General features: G+C 43.2%; 18 protein-coding genes, 1 pseudogene and 1 other annotated feature. Of the genes and pseudogenes, 14 read left to right on the top strand and 5 right to left on the bottom strand.

Annotated elements, in window-relative coordinates:
- Window positions 1–78: 78 nt before the first annotated feature.
- Both yidA and GMD6S_RS00035 read right to left on the bottom strand, forming a co-directional pair.
- Complete coding sequence (gene yidA / locus GMD6S_RS00030) at window positions 79–885, bottom strand: sugar-phosphatase (RefSeq protein ID WP_000023491.1); 807 nt, start codon at window positions 883–885, stop codon at window positions 79–81.
- A 12-nt stretch (window positions 886–897) separates the two neighbouring features.
- Window positions 898–2,202, bottom strand: a complete 1,305-nt coding sequence (locus GMD6S_RS00035; protein WP_001003515.1) for an HD domain-containing protein — start codon at window positions 2,200–2,202, stop codon at window positions 898–900.
- 70 nt (window positions 2,203–2,272) lie between these two features.
- Between GMD6S_RS00035 and GMD6S_RS00040 the strand changes: the two genes are divergently transcribed.
- Entirely contained in the window at window positions 2,273–2,650 is a 378-nt protein-coding gene (locus GMD6S_RS00040; protein ID WP_008292384.1) for a DUF1934 domain-containing protein, read from the top strand.
- Between the two features lie 24 nt (window positions 2,651–2,674).
- On the opposite strand, the gene GMD6S_RS00045 is transcribed toward GMD6S_RS00040, so the two are convergent.
- Together GMD6S_RS00045 and GMD6S_RS00050 are read right to left on the bottom strand one after the other, a co-directional pair.
- Window positions 2,675–3,757, bottom strand: a complete 1,083-nt coding sequence (locus GMD6S_RS00045; protein ID WP_000850593.1) for a DEAD/DEAH box helicase — start codon at window positions 3,755–3,757, stop codon at window positions 2,675–2,677.
- A complete protein-coding gene (locus GMD6S_RS00050) occupies window positions 3,754–4,731 on the bottom strand; it encodes a Gfo/Idh/MocA family protein (RefSeq protein WP_000915873.1) in 978 nt (325 codons plus the stop codon). The genes GMD6S_RS00045 and GMD6S_RS00050 overlap by 4 nt, the downstream gene beginning before the upstream one ends.
- 156 nt (window positions 4,732–4,887) lie before the next feature.
- On the opposite strand from GMD6S_RS00050, the gene GMD6S_RS00055 reads away from it, so the two are divergent.
- From GMD6S_RS00055 to rpmA, 4 genes are all read left to right on the top strand, one after another.
- Window positions 4,888–5,574 carry a YoaK family protein gene (locus GMD6S_RS00055; RefSeq protein WP_001238359.1) on the top strand — a complete coding sequence of 229 codons (687 nt, stop codon included), beginning with the start codon at window positions 4,888–4,890 and terminating at the stop codon, window positions 5,572–5,574.
- Window positions 5,575–5,638: 64 nt separating this feature from the next.
- Window positions 5,639–5,726: a sequence feature (ribosomal protein L21 leader region), on the top strand.
- Between the two features lie 34 nt (window positions 5,727–5,760).
- On the top strand, window positions 5,761–6,075 hold the full coding sequence (rplU, locus tag GMD6S_RS00060) for a 50S ribosomal protein L21 (RefSeq protein WP_000109141.1): 315 nt from the start codon (window positions 5,761–5,763) through the stop codon (window positions 6,073–6,075).
- A gap of 15 nt (window positions 6,076–6,090) precedes the next feature.
- Window positions 6,091–6,435: a ribosomal-processing cysteine protease Prp gene (locus GMD6S_RS00065; protein ID WP_000613705.1), complete on the top strand. Its 345-nt coding sequence runs from the start codon at window positions 6,091–6,093 to the stop codon at window positions 6,433–6,435.
- Window positions 6,436–6,451: 16 nt separating this feature from the next.
- Window positions 6,452–6,745 (top strand): 50S ribosomal protein L27, encoded by a 294-nt coding sequence (gene rpmA / locus GMD6S_RS00070; protein WP_000916509.1) that lies wholly within the window; start codon window positions 6,452–6,454, stop codon window positions 6,743–6,745.
- Between the two features lie 145 nt (window positions 6,746–6,890).
- On the opposite strand, the pseudogene GMD6S_RS12930 reads toward rpmA, so the two are convergent.
- A pseudogene (locus GMD6S_RS12930) lies at window positions 6,891–6,986 on the bottom strand (AraC family transcriptional regulator); the annotation flags it as partial.
- Between GMD6S_RS12930 and GMD6S_RS00075 the strand changes: the two are divergent.
- The 9 genes from GMD6S_RS00075 to yabA all read left to right on the top strand — a co-directional run bounded on the left by GMD6S_RS00075 (window position 6,979) and on the right by yabA (window position 14,518).
- On the top strand, window positions 6,979–7,887 hold the full coding sequence (locus GMD6S_RS00075; protein ID WP_001025712.1) for a LysR family transcriptional regulator: 909 nt from the start codon (window positions 6,979–6,981) through the stop codon (window positions 7,885–7,887). The pseudogene GMD6S_RS12930 and the gene GMD6S_RS00075 sit on opposite strands and share 8 nt — an antisense overlap.
- Window positions 7,884–8,351: a signal peptidase II gene (gene lspA / locus GMD6S_RS00080; protein WP_000745700.1), complete on the top strand. Its 468-nt coding sequence runs from the start codon at window positions 7,884–7,886 to the stop codon at window positions 8,349–8,351. The genes GMD6S_RS00075 and lspA overlap by 4 nt, the downstream gene beginning before the upstream one ends.
- Window positions 8,335–9,234, top strand: coding sequence for an RluA family pseudouridine synthase (locus GMD6S_RS00085; RefSeq protein ID WP_000403219.1), 900 nt, complete (start codon window positions 8,335–8,337; stop codon window positions 9,232–9,234). Before lspA ends, GMD6S_RS00085 begins: the two co-directional genes overlap by 17 nt.
- A 101-nt stretch (window positions 9,235–9,335) precedes the next feature.
- On the top strand, window positions 9,336–10,445 hold the full coding sequence (gene proB, locus GMD6S_RS00090) for a glutamate 5-kinase (RefSeq protein WP_000875724.1): 1,110 nt from the start codon (window positions 9,336–9,338) through the stop codon (window positions 10,443–10,445).
- A gap of 9 nt (window positions 10,446–10,454) precedes the next feature.
- Entirely contained in the window at window positions 10,455–11,717 is a 1,263-nt protein-coding gene (locus GMD6S_RS00095) for a glutamate-5-semialdehyde dehydrogenase (RefSeq protein ID WP_000255272.1), read from the top strand.
- Window positions 11,718–11,720: 3 nt separating this feature from the next.
- Window positions 11,721–12,518: a pyrroline-5-carboxylate reductase gene (proC, locus tag GMD6S_RS00100; protein WP_000689684.1), complete on the top strand. Its 798-nt coding sequence runs from the start codon at window positions 11,721–11,723 to the stop codon at window positions 12,516–12,518.
- A gap of 120 nt (window positions 12,519–12,638) precedes the next feature.
- Window positions 12,639–13,277: a dTMP kinase gene (gene tmk / locus GMD6S_RS00105; protein ID WP_000033380.1), complete on the top strand. Its 639-nt coding sequence runs from the start codon at window positions 12,639–12,641 to the stop codon at window positions 13,275–13,277.
- The gene (locus GMD6S_RS00110) at window positions 13,274–14,164 is read left to right on the top strand and encodes a DNA polymerase III subunit delta' (RefSeq protein WP_000808202.1); all 891 of its coding nucleotides are present in this window, start codon (window positions 13,274–13,276) and stop codon (window positions 14,162–14,164) included. Before tmk ends, GMD6S_RS00110 begins: the two co-directional genes overlap by 4 nt.
- A gap of 36 nt (window positions 14,165–14,200) precedes the next feature.
- Window positions 14,201–14,518, top strand: a complete 318-nt coding sequence (yabA, locus tag GMD6S_RS00115; RefSeq protein WP_000358229.1) for a DNA replication initiation control protein YabA — start codon at window positions 14,201–14,203, stop codon at window positions 14,516–14,518.
- The last annotated feature ends 2 nt before the right edge of the window (window positions 14,519–14,520 follow it).

The following is a 14,520-nucleotide window of genomic DNA, read 5'->3' on the forward strand; positions in this document are numbered from 1 at the left end:
ATATTATTATGTTTGCAGGGGGCATATAAACAGTGTAAAAAACCGCTCAGCTGAGCGGTTTTCGTATTTTATCATACTTTACAGTACCCACGTACGAATAGCATGGGCAACGCCAGATTCGTCATTTGTTTTGGTGATGTATTTGGCGATTTTTTTGAGTTCTGGATTTCCATTTTCCATAACAACGGGGTTTCCAACGACTTCGAGCATGGCACGGTCATTTTCTTCGTCCCCGATAGCCATAGTTTCATCTTTGGTCAATCCTAGTTTTTCAGCTAAGTGAGTGATGGCTGAACCCTTGTCCACATTCTTTTTAAGGAGTTCGAGGTAGAAAGGAGCAGATTTGTTGATGGAGTAGCGCTCGTAAAATTCGGCTGGAATTTTTTCAATAGCAGCGTCGAGAATTTCTGGTTCATCGATAAACATACACTTGACAATTTCCTTGTCAGCCATTTCTTCAGGAGTGCGGTAGAAGATGGGCATGCTGACGAGGGTTGATTCGTGCACCGTGTACTTTCCGATATTGCGATTGGCAGTATAGATACCGTCCTTGGTAATAGCGTGCATGTGGACACCGAGCTTGCGACTGAGAAATTCCATATCCAGATAATCCTCATAGGTCAAGGATTCGCTGATAATCTCCTGCCCAGTAGCAGTTTCTTGGACAAGGGCACCGTTGAAGGTTACGACATAGTCACCCTCGTCTCTCAATTGCAAGTCGTCCAGAAGTTTGGCAACGCCTGCGATAGGACGACCTGTTGCAATGACGACTTTGACACCAGCTTGTTTGGCGTCTTGAATGGCAGAAAAGACTTCCGGAGTGATCTCCTTTTTACTGTTAACTAGGGTACCATCGATATCGACGGCGATTAGTTTAATACTCATAAATTTCCTCTTCTAGTTTTTATTTGGGGTAAAATGATCGTTCTCAATCAAGTGTAAAAATTGCTGGGTAATGCTTGCGAAGATGCTATTTTGATCTAACATTTCTTTTGGAAAATAGAAACGATTGTCTCCGTGGCGACTGCCAGCAAGGGATTGGACGATAGGAGACAGGCTAGAGAGTTCAGCTAGTTCTCCATTTTTTTGTAAAATCTCAATCTGTGTCCGTGGGTTTTCAGATTCGGGACGATAGATATCATAAGGAAGGTCAAAGTTCTTATGAATAGCAGTATAGTAGTCTGGATCAAAACCGATTTCTTCAACCAGTTGTCTCATGGTTGCGAGTTGGTCTTGGTCTTTTTCTGAAAAAGTAATGGATTTAAAGACCTTGCGGTTGACAAAACGTTGCGACAAGTCGGCTAGTATCTTGTCAGGACTGGTCATCCAGAGTTGGAAGTAGGTATTCATCACGCCGTCATCAAGTGCCAGATAGTCAGATAGAGTAACTTTCTTTTCAAAAAAAGGTAGCAAATGTGGAGAAGTGCGTGCAAAGAAATCTTTGTCTTCAGGATAGAGTTCCTTAGCGCGTTTGAGGAGATTTTGTAGGAGAACTTCCATGGCACGTGTTGCTGGGTGGAAATAAACCTGCATATACATCTGGTAGCGACTGAGAACATAGTCTTCAATGGCATGCATACCGTTGCGCTGAAAGGCGATCCCATTTTCGACAGGACGAATCACTCGTAGGATCCGTGTCAGGTCAAATTCCCCATAAGATGCTCCTGTAAAATAGGAGTCGCGCAAGAGATAGTCCATGCGGTCTGCATCAATCTGACTAGAAATGAGCTGTACGACCTGTTTGTTAGGATAGGTATGGTCGATGACACTGGCCACCTTTTCTGGGAAATCTGGCGCTACTTGAAGCAGGACTTGGTGAATCTCTGTCTCAGGACTTTGGATAATTTCCTGGGTAATGGCCTCATGATCTGTATCAAAGAGATTTTCAAAAGTATGCGAGTAGGCACCATGTCCAAGGTCATGTAGGAGAGCAGCGATCATGGTCAAGAGAGACTCAGCAGGATCCCATTCTTCAGGATATTTTTCTTCAAAAATCTCCGTGATACGTCGAGCAATCTCATAGACACCCAAGCAGTGGGAAAAGCGGCTGTGCTCCCCACCGTGGAAGGTATAACTGGAAGTTCCTAGTTGCTTGATACGGCGCAGACGTTGAAATTCCTTTGTATTGATCAAGTCATAGATGACCTGGTTGTTTACATGGATATAGTTGTGAACTGGGTCACGGAATACTTTTTCGTTCATATGACCATTATAGCAAAATCCTGCTCTTTTTGGTAAAATAGTAGGACAAGAGACAGAAAGAGGATTTGATGTGAAGATTCGGATGCGAAATACGATTCAGTTTGATGAGCAGTTGGAAGTCATTGACCAACTCTATGACGTGGAAGTGCGTGAAAAGGGGGATTATAGCTATTTACTCTTTTATAATGAGGAAAAGGAGAAAGTGGTTCTCAAGTTTCATCAAGAAGAATTGGTGATGACCCGTTTCTCAAAGCCCAATACCATCATGCGTTTTCTAAAGGATAGTGATAGTTTGGCCTATATTCCTACTCCAATGGGGATGCAGGAGTTTATCATTCAAACGAGTCATTACAAACTGGATGGGCAAAAGATTGAGCTAGCCTATCAACTACAAAACCAAGAGGGACATCCCTTTGCTAGCTATCAATTGGAAATTACTTGGGGATAAGAAAAAGGTTGGCGAGGGCCAACCTTATTTGATATAGAGTTCTTGGTTTTTTAGGACAATTTCACGTACACTTGCAAACTTCTTGAGTTTTTTTAATTCTTCAGGATGGGTTACGAGAGTGATGACATAGCCCTCTTTGCCCATGCGACCTGTACGGCCAGCACGGTGAGTGTAAGTTTCGATATCTCTAGGAATATCAAAGTTTACGACACATTCTAGACTATCGATATCAATTCCACGAGCCAGAAGGTCAGTTGCAAGGAGCAAGGTTAGTTGCTTGTCCTTAAACTTTTCCAAGATAACTTTTCTAAACTTGACATTGACATCACTAGCGAGGGAAACAGCTAGGATATCTCGATACTGTAATTTTTCTTCTGCACTTCCAAGGTCTGATAGGCTATTAAAGAAGACCAGACCGCGGAAATCCTCAACATGAGCTAGTTTTCGTAGCATATCCACTCGGTGACGTTGGTCTACCTGCATGTAGAAGTGTTGGATGTTGTCCAACTTTTGGTCAGAAAGGTCGATGGTGCGCGTGTTTGGAGCAATCTTTTCTTGGTCAAACTTGGTCGTCGCACTCATGTAGATGAGTTGGTGGTCACGAGGTGCGTAGTGAGTAATTTTCTCTACAAAGTGAATCTGAGAATCATCGAGCAATTGGTCAAATTCATCCAGAATGATGGTTTCCACATTCATCATCTTGATTTTTTTCAATTTAATCAACTCAAAGATACGGCCAGGAGTTCCGATCAGAATTTCTGGCCCTTTTTTTAGGCGTTCAATCTGGCGTTTCTGACTTGAACCTGATAAGAAGAGCTGAGCAGTCAAGCCGATAGCCTCTGACCACGTTTTACATACATCAAAAATTTGTCCAGCAAGTTCTGTATTTGGTGCTAGAATCAAGAGTTGCTGGGCTTTTTTCTTTTGTAGTCTGAGAAGACTTGGTAGGAGGTAAGCTAGGGTCTTACCAGTTCCTGTTGGGCTCACTCCTAGGAGGTTTTCTCCAGCAAGAATGGGCTCAAATAGTTGAGTTTGAATGGGGGTGAATTCTTGGAAACCGAGTCGGTCACTTAGTTCTTGCCATTCAGTCGGTAGTTTGGTTTTCATTTTTCTGCCTCAAATCTAATGCCAGCAGTCTGGCGCATGATATATAATAGGTCATGAACAGAACCTGCATCATCCAGCCAGTTCTGGTAAAGTGTCTGGTCTGGTTGCTGAATCATGTGTGCAAATGCAGCTGCTTCCTCAGTCATCGTATGGGGAGCCTGTTGGATAGGGAGCTGGACTTGATTTCCTTGGTGGTCGGTAAAAATAGCTGAGCGGACATGTTCAATCGTGTTGAGTGTCAAGGTTCCATCTGTTGTGTAGATCTCGCAAGGAAGATTGGAAGTGATGTTTTTTCCAGCCTTGATATGAACTTGAAAGTCAGGGTAGAAGAGGATACCATCGCCATTTAGGTCAATGCTATTGTCAAGCTGTTGAGCCTGATAGGTCGCGTCTTGGGCCTTTCCAAAGAGACGAATAGCAGCGTAGATAGGATAAATCCCCAAGTCCATAAGAGCTCCACCAGCAAAACGGTCTGAAAAGACATTGGGAGTCTGTCCAGCCAACAAGTCAGGCATCTTGGAAGAATACTTGGCATAGTTGAAATCTGCTCCCAGCACTTGCTTGTCTGCTAAAAAGTTTTTGATAGTAGTAAAGGCTTCCTCGTGGTAATTACGAGCTGCTTCAAAAATAAAACAGTGATTTTTCTCAGCTGTTTGTCTCAAATCTAGCCATTCATGTGGCTGAGTAACAGCAGGTTTTTCAAGAATGACATGTTTACCTGCAGACAAGGCAGTCTTGGCTTGAACAAAATGCAAGGAGTTTGGACTAGCGATATAGACTACATCAAAGGAAGACTGAAAGAATTCCTCTAATTGATCAAAGAGTTGGATATTCTTATAGCGGGAAGCAAAGGTTGCGGCAGTTTCTAGTTTTCTAGAATAGACTGCAACCAGCTGGTATTCTCCGCTAGCATGGGCTGCTTCTATGAAATGATGGCTGATAGCCCCTGTTCCGATAACACCTAATTTAAGCATAAATACTCCTTTTCCGACTTTAAATCCTTCCTTCATTATAACATAGAAAAGAAGGACTATCCAACAGATGGTAAAAATTTTCAAATGGACTACGCTTTTCTTAAAGAAAGTGGTACAATATTGAAATGAGTAAATGAAACTGAAATGGGAGAGATAATGAGATTATTACCAATAAGAAAAATATCTCGTCAGTCTAAAAGACTAGCGCTTTTTTTGACCTTTTGTGCAGGATATGTCGATGCCTATACCTTTATCGTTCGAGGGAACACCCTTGTGGCTGGACAAACTGGGAATGTTGTTTTTCTCTCTGTAGGACTCATTCAGCAGAATGTCTCGGACGCCAGTGCTAAAGTGATGACCTTGTTGTCCTTTATGATGGGTGTCTTTTTTCTGACATTGTATAAGGAAAAACTTCGAATTGTTAAAAAGCCGATTTTGTCCTTGATACCACTCGCGGTCTTATCCATAATCATTGGTTTTGTTCCCTTGTCAGTAGACAATATCTACCTAGTTCCACCCTTAGCGTTTTGTATGGGACTGGTGACAACAGCCTTTGGAGAAGTTTCGGGTATCGCCTATAATAATGCCTTTATGACTGGGAATATTAAACGAACCATGTTGGCTTTTGGGGATTATTTCCGAACCAAGCATACGCCTTTTCTACGAGAGGGCTTGATTTTTGTTAGCTTGCTTAGTAGTTTTGTCTTCGGAGTTGTTTTCTCAGCTTATTTGACGATTTACTATCAAGAGAAGACAATTCTAGGTGTTCCTTTTATGATGAGTATCTTTTACTTCAGCATGCTTTTTGCTTTTTGGAGGAAAAAAGGGAAAGAAAAAGCTTAAATTTGATTGATTTCGCTTGTAAGAAAAAAGAAGATATGCTATACTTGAAGAGTTGACTATGCACAGTCCTGTGCAACCGCACGAACATCGTTGCTCACATAGTGAGTATAAAGTGGTTCGTCCCACGATGCTAGGCGAGTCTTCACAAAAATACGGGGAAACCCAAAAAATCATAGGAGGTGCATAATGAGCACATACGCAATTATCAAAACTGGCGGAAAACAAGTTAAAGTTGAAGTTGGTCAAGCAGTTTACGTTGAAAAATTGAACGTTGAAGCTGGTCAAGAAGTTACTTTTAACGAAGTTGTTCTTGTTGGTGGTGAAAACACTGTTGTCGGAACTCCACTTGTTGCTGGAGCTACTGTAGTTGGAACTGTTGAAAAACAAGGAAAACAAAAGAAAGTTGTTACTTACAAGTACAAACCTAAAAAAGGTAGCCACCGTAAACAAGGTCACCGTCAACCATATACAAAAGTTGTCATCAACGCGATCAACGCTTAATTTTAAGGAGAACACATGATACAAGCAGTCTTTGAGAGAGCCGAAGATGGCGAGCTGAGGAGTGCGGAAATTACTGGACACGCCGAAAGTGGCGAATACGGCTTAGATGTCGTGTGTGCATCGGTTTCTACGCTTGCCATTAACTTTGTCAATTCCATTGAGAAATTTGCAGGCTACGAACCAATCTTAGAATTAAACGAAGATGAAGGTGGCTATCTAAAGGTTGAAATACCAGCGGATCTTCCTTCACACCAGAGAGAAATGACCCAGTTATTCTTCGAATCATTTTTCTTAGGTATGGCAAACTTATCGGAGAACTCTTCTGAGTTCGTCCAAACCAGAGTTATCACAGAAAACTAACACGGAGGAAAACATTATGTTAAAAATGACTCTTAACAACTTGCAACTTTTCGCCCACAAAAAAGGTGGAGGTTCTACATCAAACGGACGTGATTCACAAGCGAAACGTCTTGGAGCTAAAGCAGCTGACGGACAAACTGTAACAGGTGGATCAATCCTTTACCGTCAACGTGGTACACACATCTACCCAGGTGTAAACGTTGGACGTGGTGGAGACGATACTTTGTTCGCTAAAGTTGAAGGCGTAGTACGCTTTGAACGTAAAGGTCGCGATAAGAAACAAGTTTCTGTTTACCCAATCGCAAAATAAAAAGGTCCAGTAAACCTTTTTATCCCGAGCCTTGGTATTTTAAGGCGAGGAAGCTAGAAGTAGCATTAAATAAGGCTTTCCGAGTTCTCGGAGAGCCTATTTTTTTGTTTTGATACCCATTTTGAATTTAATAGAGAATAGTTAGATTTAAACTTGCGATGGACACTTTTTTCTTTTTTGGAAAAATTCTGAAATATGGTATAATGAACAGATAGAGAAGTTGGGGGTAGAAGATGAATATTCAACAATTACGCTATGTTGTTGCTATTGCCAATAGCGGTACTTTCCGTGAAGCTGCTGAAAAGATGTATGTTAGTCAGCCAAGTCTGTCTATTTCTGTGCGCGATTTGGAAAAAGAGCTGGGGTTTAAGATTTTCCGTCGGACGAGTTCGGGGACTTTCTTAACCCGTCGTGGTATGGAATTTTATGAGAAAGCGCAGGAGTTAGTTAAAGGCTTTGATGTTTTTCAAAATCATTATGCCAACCCTGAGGAAGAAAAAGATGAATTTTCCATTGCCAGCCAGCACTATGACTTCTTGCCACCAACGATTACGGCCTTTTCGGAACGTTATCCTGACTACAAGAACTTTCGTATTTTTGAGTCTACTACAGTTCAGATATTAGACGAAGTGGCCCAAGGACATAGTGAGATTGGGATTATCTACCTCAACAACCAAAATAAAAAGGGCATCATGCAACGGGTTGAAAAGCTTGGTTTAGAAGTTATTGAACTAATTCCTTTCCAGACTCACATTTATCTTCGTGAAGGGCATCCTTTAGCCCAGAAGGAGGAATTGGTCATGGAGGATTTAGCGGATCTACCAACCGTTCGTTTTACTCAGGAAAAGGATGAGTATCTATACTATTCAGAGAACTTTGTCGACACCAGCGCGAGCTCGCAGATGTTTAATGTGACGGACCGTGCTACTTTGAATGGTATTTTGGAGCGGACGGATGCTTATGCGACTGGATCTGGATTTTTAGATAGTGACAGTGTTAATGGGATTACAGTCATTCGTCTCAAGGATAATCTAGATAATCGCATGGTCTATGTCAAACGGGAAGAAGTTGAGCTTAGTCAAGCTGGGACTCTTTTCGTTGAGGTTATGCAAGAATATTTTGATCAAAAGAGGAAATCATGAAAAAAAGAGGAATGGTAGCAGTCATTGTACTGCTTTTGATTGGGCTGGATCAGTTGGTCAAAAATTATGTTGTCCAGCAGATTCCACTGGGTGAAGTGCGTTCGTGGATACCCAATCTCGTTAGCTTGACCTACCTGCAAAATAGAGGAGCAGCCTTCTCCATGCTGCAAGATCAGCAGTGGTTATTTGCTGTCATTACATTGGTCGTCATGGTAGGAGCCATTTGGTATCTACATAAACACATGGAGGATTCTCTCTGGTTAGTTTTTGGACTGACTTTGATAATCGCGGGAGGTCTGGGTAACTTTATCGACAGAATGAGTCAAGGTTTTGTGGTGGATATGTTTCACCTAGACTTTATCAACTTTGCGATTTTCAATGTTGCTGACAGCTATTTGACAGTTGGTGTGATTGTTTTATTGATTGCAATGCTTAAAGAGGAAGTAAATGGAAATAAAAATTGAAACTGGTGGGCAACGTCTAGACAAGGCTTTGTCAGATCTGACAGAATTGTCACGCAGTCTCGCGAATGAACAAATCAAGGCTGGACAAGTTTTGGTTAATGGGCTAGTCAAGAAAGCAAAATACACTGTCCAAGAGGGGGATATCGTCACCTACCATGTGCCAGAACCGGAGGTTTTAGAGTATGTGGCTGAAGATATTCCGCTAGATATCATTTACCAAGATGAGGATGTAGCCGTTGTTAACAAACCTCAGGGGATGGTGGTGCATCCGAGTGCTGGTCATACTAGCGGAACCTTGGTCAATGCCCTCATGTACCATATCAAGGACTTGTCAGGTATCAATGGTGTTCTCCGGCCGGGTATCGTTCACCGCATTGACAAGGACACGTCGGGTCTCCTCATGATTGCTAAGAATGATGAGGCGCATCTAGCACTTGCTCAAGAACTTAAGGACAAGAAGTCTCTCCGCAAATACTGGGCGATTGTTCATGGCAATCTTCCCAATGATCGTGGTGTGATTGAAGCGCCAATTGGTCGTAGTGAAAAAGACCGTAAGAAACAGGCTGTGACTGCTAAAGGGAAGCCGGCAGTGACGCGTTTCCACGTTTTGGAACGTTTTGGTGATTATAGCTTAGTGGAGTTGCAACTGGAAACAGGACGTACCCACCAAATCCGTGTTCATATGGCTTATATTGGCCATCCAGTCGCTGGTGATGAAGTCTATGGTCCTCGTAAGACTTTGAAAGGACAAGGACAGTTTCTCCATGCTAAGACTCTAGGTTTTACCCATCCGAGAACAGGTGAAACCTTGGAATTCACAGCAGATATTCCAGAGATTTTTAAAGAAACGCTGGAAAGATTGCGTAAAACTGAGAATAGATAAAAGAGTTGAGATGCCTTGTCTCAACCTTTTTCATTTCAAGTCTTTTCTATTTTAAAGTATTCATGTTATAATGGATAAATATGAAGAATCGGAGTGAGAATATGAAGTACAAACGAATCGTCTTTAAGGTAGGGACTTCCTCCTTGACAAATGAAGACGGGAGTTTATCAAGGAGTAAAGTAAAGGCAATTACCCAGCAATTGGCTATGCTGCATGAGGCTGGACATGAGTTGATTTTAGTGTCATCTGGGGCAGTTGCCGCTGGATTTGGAGCTTTGGGTTTTAAAAAACGTCCGACCAAGATTGCAGATAAACAAGCTTCGGCTGCAGTTGGTCAGGGACTTTTGTTGGAGGAATATACAACCAACCTCCTCATGCGCCAGATCGTTTCTGCACAAATCTTGCTGACACAGGATGATTTTGTAGATAAACGTCGCTATAAGAACGCCCATCAGGCCTTGTCTGTATTGCTTCATCGTGGTGCAATTCCCATCATCAATGAAAATGATAGTGTCGTCATTGACGAACTCAAGGTGGGTGATAATGACACTCTGAGTGCCCAGGTAGCGGCTATGGTCCAAGCGGACCTTTTAGTTCTCTTGACTGATGTGGACGGTCTCTATACTGGAAATCCCAACTCAGATCCAAGAGCTAAACGTCTTGAGAGAATCGAGACTATCAATCGTGAGATTATTGATATGGCTGGTGGAGCAGGTTCGTCTAATGGTACTGGGGGTATGCTGACAAAAATCAAAGCTGCAACTATTGCGACGGAGTCAGGAGTGCCAGTCTATATTTGCTCCTCCTTGAAATCAGATGCCTTGATTGAGGCAGTAGAGGATACCAAGGATGGTTCTTACTTTGTTGCGCAAGAGAAGGGACTTCGTACTCAGAAACAATGGCTGGCCTTCTATGCTCAAAGTCAGGGAACGATTTGGGTAGATGGTGGGGCTGCAGAGGCACTTTCAAAAAACGGGAAAAGTCTCCTTTTATCGGGTGTGGTAGAAGTGGAAGGAAACTTCTCTTATCACGATATTGTCACAGTAGCAGATAAAGAAACAGGTCAATCTCTTGGAAAGGGACGTGTCCAATTTGGCGTCTCAGCTCTAGAAGATATGCTCCGTTCTCAAAAAGCTAAGGGAGTCTTGATTCACCGTGATGACTGGATTTCCATCACTCCTGAAATCCAGCTACTCTTTACAGAATTTTAGAGGTGAACGATGGTAAGTACACAAGAACAATTTGAACAGGTACAGGCTGTTAAGAAATCAATCAATACTGCTAGTGAAGCAGTGAAAAACCAAGCCTTGCTAGCTATGGCTGATCACTTAGTGGCTGCTACTGAGGAGATTTTAGCGGCCAATGCCCTCGATATGGAAGCGGCCAAGGGGAAAATCTCAGATGTTATGCTAGACCGTCTTTATTTGGATGAAGGGCGAATCCAAGCGATGGCAAGAGGGATTCGTGAAGTGGTTGCTTTACCAGATCCAATCGGTGAAGTCATAGAAACAAGCCAGCTTGAAAATGGCTTGGTTATTACTAAGAAGCGTGTGGCCATGGGGGTTATTGGGATTATCTATGAAAGCCGTCCAAATGTGACGTCTGACGCGGCTGCTTTGGCTCTTAAAAGTGGCAATGCGGTCGTTCTTCGTAGTGGTAAGGACGCCTACCAAACTGCTCATGCTATTGTCACAGCTTTGAAGAAGGGCTTGGAGACGACTACCATTCATCCAAATGTGATTCAACTGGTGGAAGACACCAGCCGAGAAAGTAGCTATGCTATGATGAAGGCCAAGGGCTATCTAGACCTCCTCATTCCTCGTGGAGGCGCTGGCTTGATCAATGCCGTGGTTGAAAATGCTATCGTACCTGTTATTGAAACAGGAACTGGGATTGTCCATGTCTATGTAGATAAGGATGCTGATGAAGACAAGGCTCTAGCCATCATCAACAATGCCAAAACTAGTCGTCCTTCTGTCTGCAATGCTATGGAGGTTTTGCTAGTTCATGAAGACAAGGCAGCAAGCTTCCTTCCTCGCTTGGAACAAGTTCTGGTTGCAGAGCGTAAGGAAGCTGGACTGGAACCAATTCAATTTCGTTTGGATAGCACAGCAAGTCAGTTTGTTTCAGGTCGAGCAGCTGAGGCCCAAGACTTTGACACTGAGTTTTTAGACTATGTCCTAGCTGTTAAGGTTGTGAGCAGTTTAGAAGAAGCGGTTGCGCATATTGAAGCCCACAGTACCCATCATTCGGATGCGATTGTGACGGAAAATGTTGAAACTGCGGCTTTCTTTACAGATCAAGTGGACTCAGCAGCGGTTTATGTCAATGCCTCAACGCGTTTCACTGATGGTGGGCAGTTTGGTCTTGGATGTGAGATGGGAATTTCTACTCAGAAACTGCACGCGCGTGGACCAATGGGCTTGAAAGAGTTAACCAGCTACAAGTATGTGGTTACTGGTGACGGACAGATAAGGGAGTAAGAGATGAAGATTGGATTTATCGGTTTGGGGAATATGGGTGCTAGCTTGGCTAAGGCTGTCTTGCAGGTCAGGTCGGGTGCTCAGATTCTCCTTGCCAATCGCAGTCAAGCAAAAGTAGATGCTTTCATCGCCAACTTCGGCGGTCAGGCTTCCAGTAATGAAGAAATTTTTGCAGAAGCAGATGTGATTTTTCTAGGAGTAAAGCCTGCTCAGTTTTCTGAACTGCTTTCTCAATACCAGACCATCCTTGAAAAACGAGAGAGTCTTCTTTTGATTTCCATGGCGGCTGGATTGACCTTGGAAAAACTAGCGAGTCTTATCCCAAGTCAACACCGGATCATTCGCATCATGCCCAATACTCCAGTGGCTATTGGCCAAGGAGTGATTAGTTATGCCATGTCAGCAAATTGTCGTGCTGAGGACAGGGAACTCTTTTGTCAGCTTTTAGCCAAGGCTGGCCTTTTGGTTGAGCTGGGAGATGGCTTAATTGATGCGGCGACAGGTCTTGCAGGTTGTGGACCAGCCTTTGTCTACCTTTTTATTGATGCTTTAGCAGATGCGGGTGTGCAGACAGGATTGCCCCGAGAAATGGCTTTGAAAATGGCAGCCCAAACAGTAGTCGGCGCTGGACAAATGGTTCTCGAAAGCCAGCAACATCCTGGAGTTTTGAAGGACCAAGTTTGCAGCCCAGGAGGTTCGACTATTGCTGGTGTAGCAAGTCTGGAAGAACATGCCTTTAGAGGCACAGTCATGGACGCAGTTCAGCAAGCCTATAAACGAACACAAGAACTAGGTAAATAAGAGGTTGGATGACTCCCAGCCTCTTTTATGGTCGATTGAATGGAGAAGACGCAAAAAGATTGTCACAAAAATCTATTTTTTTGATAGAATAGAAGGTAGAAAAAAAGAAATGAGTTAGACATGTCAAAAGGATTTTTAGTCTCTCTTGAGGGACCGGAGGGAGCAGGAAAGACCAGCGTTTTAGAGGCTCTACTCCCAATTTTAGAGGAAAAAGGAGTAGAGGTGCTGACGACCCGTGAACCAGGTGGAGTCTTGATTGGGGAGAAGATTCGTCAAGTGATTTTGGACCCAAGTCATACTCAGATGGATCCTAAAACAGAACTCCTTCTCTATATTGCCAGTCGTAGACAGCACTTGGTGGAAAAAGTTCTTCCAGCACTTGAAGCTGGCAAGTTGGTCATTATGGACCGCTTCATCGATAGTTCTGTTGCTTATCAGGGATTTGGCCGTGGTTTGGATATTGATGCCATTGATTGGCTCAATCACTTTGCGACAGATGGCCTTAAACCCGATTTGACCCTCTATTTTGACATTGAGGTGGAAGAAGGACTGGCTCGCATTGCTGCTAATAGTGACCGCGAGGTCAATCGTTTGGACATGGAAGGTTTAGACTTGCACAAGAAAGTTCGTCAAGGTTACCTTTCTCTTCTGGACAAAGAAGGAAATCGCATTGTTAAGATTGATGCGAGTCTTCCTTTGGAGCAAGTTGTGGAAACGACCAAGGCTGTCTTGTTTGACAGAATGGGCTTGGCTAAATGAAACAAGAACAACTAAAAGCTTGGCAGCCAGACCAGTTTGACCGCTTTGTCCGTATCCTAGAACAAGATCAGCTCAATCACGCCTATCTCTTTTCAGGTTTCTTTGGAAGCTTGGAAATGGCGCAGTTTTTGGCTAAGAGCCTCTTTTGTACGGATAAAGTAGGCGTTCTACCATGTGAGAAATGCCGAAACTGCAAGCTGATTGAACAGGAAGAATTCCCCGATGTTACCTTGATTAAGCCAGTCAATCAGGTCATCAAGACAGAACGCATTCGGGAATTGGTGGGTCAGTTTTCTCAAGCAGGGATTGAAAGTCAGCAGCAGGTTTTTATTATCGAGCAGGCGGAGAAAATGCATCCCAACGCTGCTAACTCTCTGCTCAAGGTCATCGAAGAACCCCAGAGTGAGGTTTATATTTTCTTCTTGACCAGCGATGAGGAAAAGATGTTGCCAACAATCCGTAGTCGGACCCAGATTTTCCATTTTAAAAAGCAAGAAGAAAAGCTCATCCATCAATTAGAACAAGCAGGTCTGGTCAAGAAAAAAGCAACTCTCTTAGCCCAGTTTTGTCAATCACGTGCTGAAGCTGAAAAGTTGGTCAATCAGGCTAGTTTTTGGACCTTGGTGGATGAGAGCGAACGCCTGCTGACCTGGTTATTAGCTAAGAAAAAAGAGAGTTATTTGCAAGTTGCGAAATTAGCCAGCTTGGTAGATGACAAGGAAAAACAAGATCAGGTCTTGCGAATCCTCGAAGTCCTCTGTGGGCAGGATCTCTTGCAAGCAAGGATTCGACAGATTCTACAAGATTTACTAGAAGCTAGAAAAATGTGGCAGGCTAATGTCAGCTTTCAAAATGCTATGGAATATCTGGTCTTGAAAGAAATATAAACTCAATGAAGGATAAAGAAAGGAAAGGGCTGGTTTATGGACAAAAAAGAATTATTTGACGCGCTGGATGATTTTTCCCAACAGTTACTGGTGACCTTGGCCGATGTGGAAGCCATCAAGAAAAATCTCAAGAGCCTGGTAGAGGAAAATACAGCTCTTCGCTTGGAAAATAGTAAGTTGCGCGAACGCTTGGGCGAGGTGGAAGCAGATACTCCCGTCAAGGCTAAGCATGTTCGTGAAAGCGTCCGTCGAATCTATAAGGACGGTTTTCACGTATGTAATGATTTTTATGGACAACGCCGAGAGCAGGACGAGGAATGTATGTTCTGTGACGAGTTGTTGTACAGGGAGTAGGC

The sequence above is a fragment of the Streptococcus sp. GMD6S genome (assembly GCF_000297015.1).

What these genes read in the sequence shown, in the direction of transcription:
- yidA (WP_000023491.1), bottom strand. Translation starts at nt 885, where the DNA reads ATGAGTATTAAACTAATCGCCGTCGATATCGATGGTACCCTAGTTAAC.
- GMD6S_RS00035 (WP_001003515.1), bottom strand. Translation starts at nt 2,202, where the DNA reads ATGAACGAAAAAGTATTCCGTGACCCAGTTCACAACTATATCCATGTA.
- GMD6S_RS00045 (WP_000850593.1), bottom strand. Translation starts at nt 3,757, where the DNA reads ATGAAAACCAAACTACCGACTGAATGGCAAGAACTAAGTGACCGACTC.
- GMD6S_RS00050 (WP_000915873.1), bottom strand. Translation starts at nt 4,731, where the DNA reads ATGCTTAAATTAGGTGTTATCGGAACAGGGGCTATCAGCCATCATTTC.
- GMD6S_RS00055 (WP_001238359.1), top strand. Translation starts at nt 4,888, where the DNA reads ATGAGATTATTACCAATAAGAAAAATATCTCGTCAGTCTAAAAGACTA.
- rplU (WP_000109141.1), top strand. Translation starts at nt 5,761, where the DNA reads ATGAGCACATACGCAATTATCAAAACTGGCGGAAAACAAGTTAAAGTT.
- GMD6S_RS00065 (WP_000613705.1), top strand. Translation starts at nt 6,091, where the DNA reads ATGATACAAGCAGTCTTTGAGAGAGCCGAAGATGGCGAGCTGAGGAGT.
- rpmA (WP_000916509.1), top strand. Translation starts at nt 6,452, where the DNA reads ATGTTAAAAATGACTCTTAACAACTTGCAACTTTTCGCCCACAAAAAA.
- GMD6S_RS00075 (WP_001025712.1), top strand. Translation starts at nt 6,979, where the DNA reads ATGAATATTCAACAATTACGCTATGTTGTTGCTATTGCCAATAGCGGT.
- lspA (WP_000745700.1), top strand. Translation starts at nt 7,884, where the DNA reads ATGAAAAAAAGAGGAATGGTAGCAGTCATTGTACTGCTTTTGATTGGG.
- GMD6S_RS00085 (WP_000403219.1), top strand. Translation starts at nt 8,335, where the DNA reads ATGGAAATAAAAATTGAAACTGGTGGGCAACGTCTAGACAAGGCTTTG.
- proB (WP_000875724.1), top strand. Translation starts at nt 9,336, where the DNA reads ATGAAGTACAAACGAATCGTCTTTAAGGTAGGGACTTCCTCCTTGACA.
- GMD6S_RS00095 (WP_000255272.1), top strand. Translation starts at nt 10,455, where the DNA reads ATGGTAAGTACACAAGAACAATTTGAACAGGTACAGGCTGTTAAGAAA.
- proC (WP_000689684.1), top strand. Translation starts at nt 11,721, where the DNA reads ATGAAGATTGGATTTATCGGTTTGGGGAATATGGGTGCTAGCTTGGCT.
- tmk (WP_000033380.1), top strand. Translation starts at nt 12,639, where the DNA reads ATGTCAAAAGGATTTTTAGTCTCTCTTGAGGGACCGGAGGGAGCAGGA.
- GMD6S_RS00110 (WP_000808202.1), top strand. Translation starts at nt 13,274, where the DNA reads ATGAAACAAGAACAACTAAAAGCTTGGCAGCCAGACCAGTTTGACCGC.
- yabA (WP_000358229.1), top strand. Translation starts at nt 14,201, where the DNA reads ATGGACAAAAAAGAATTATTTGACGCGCTGGATGATTTTTCCCAACAG.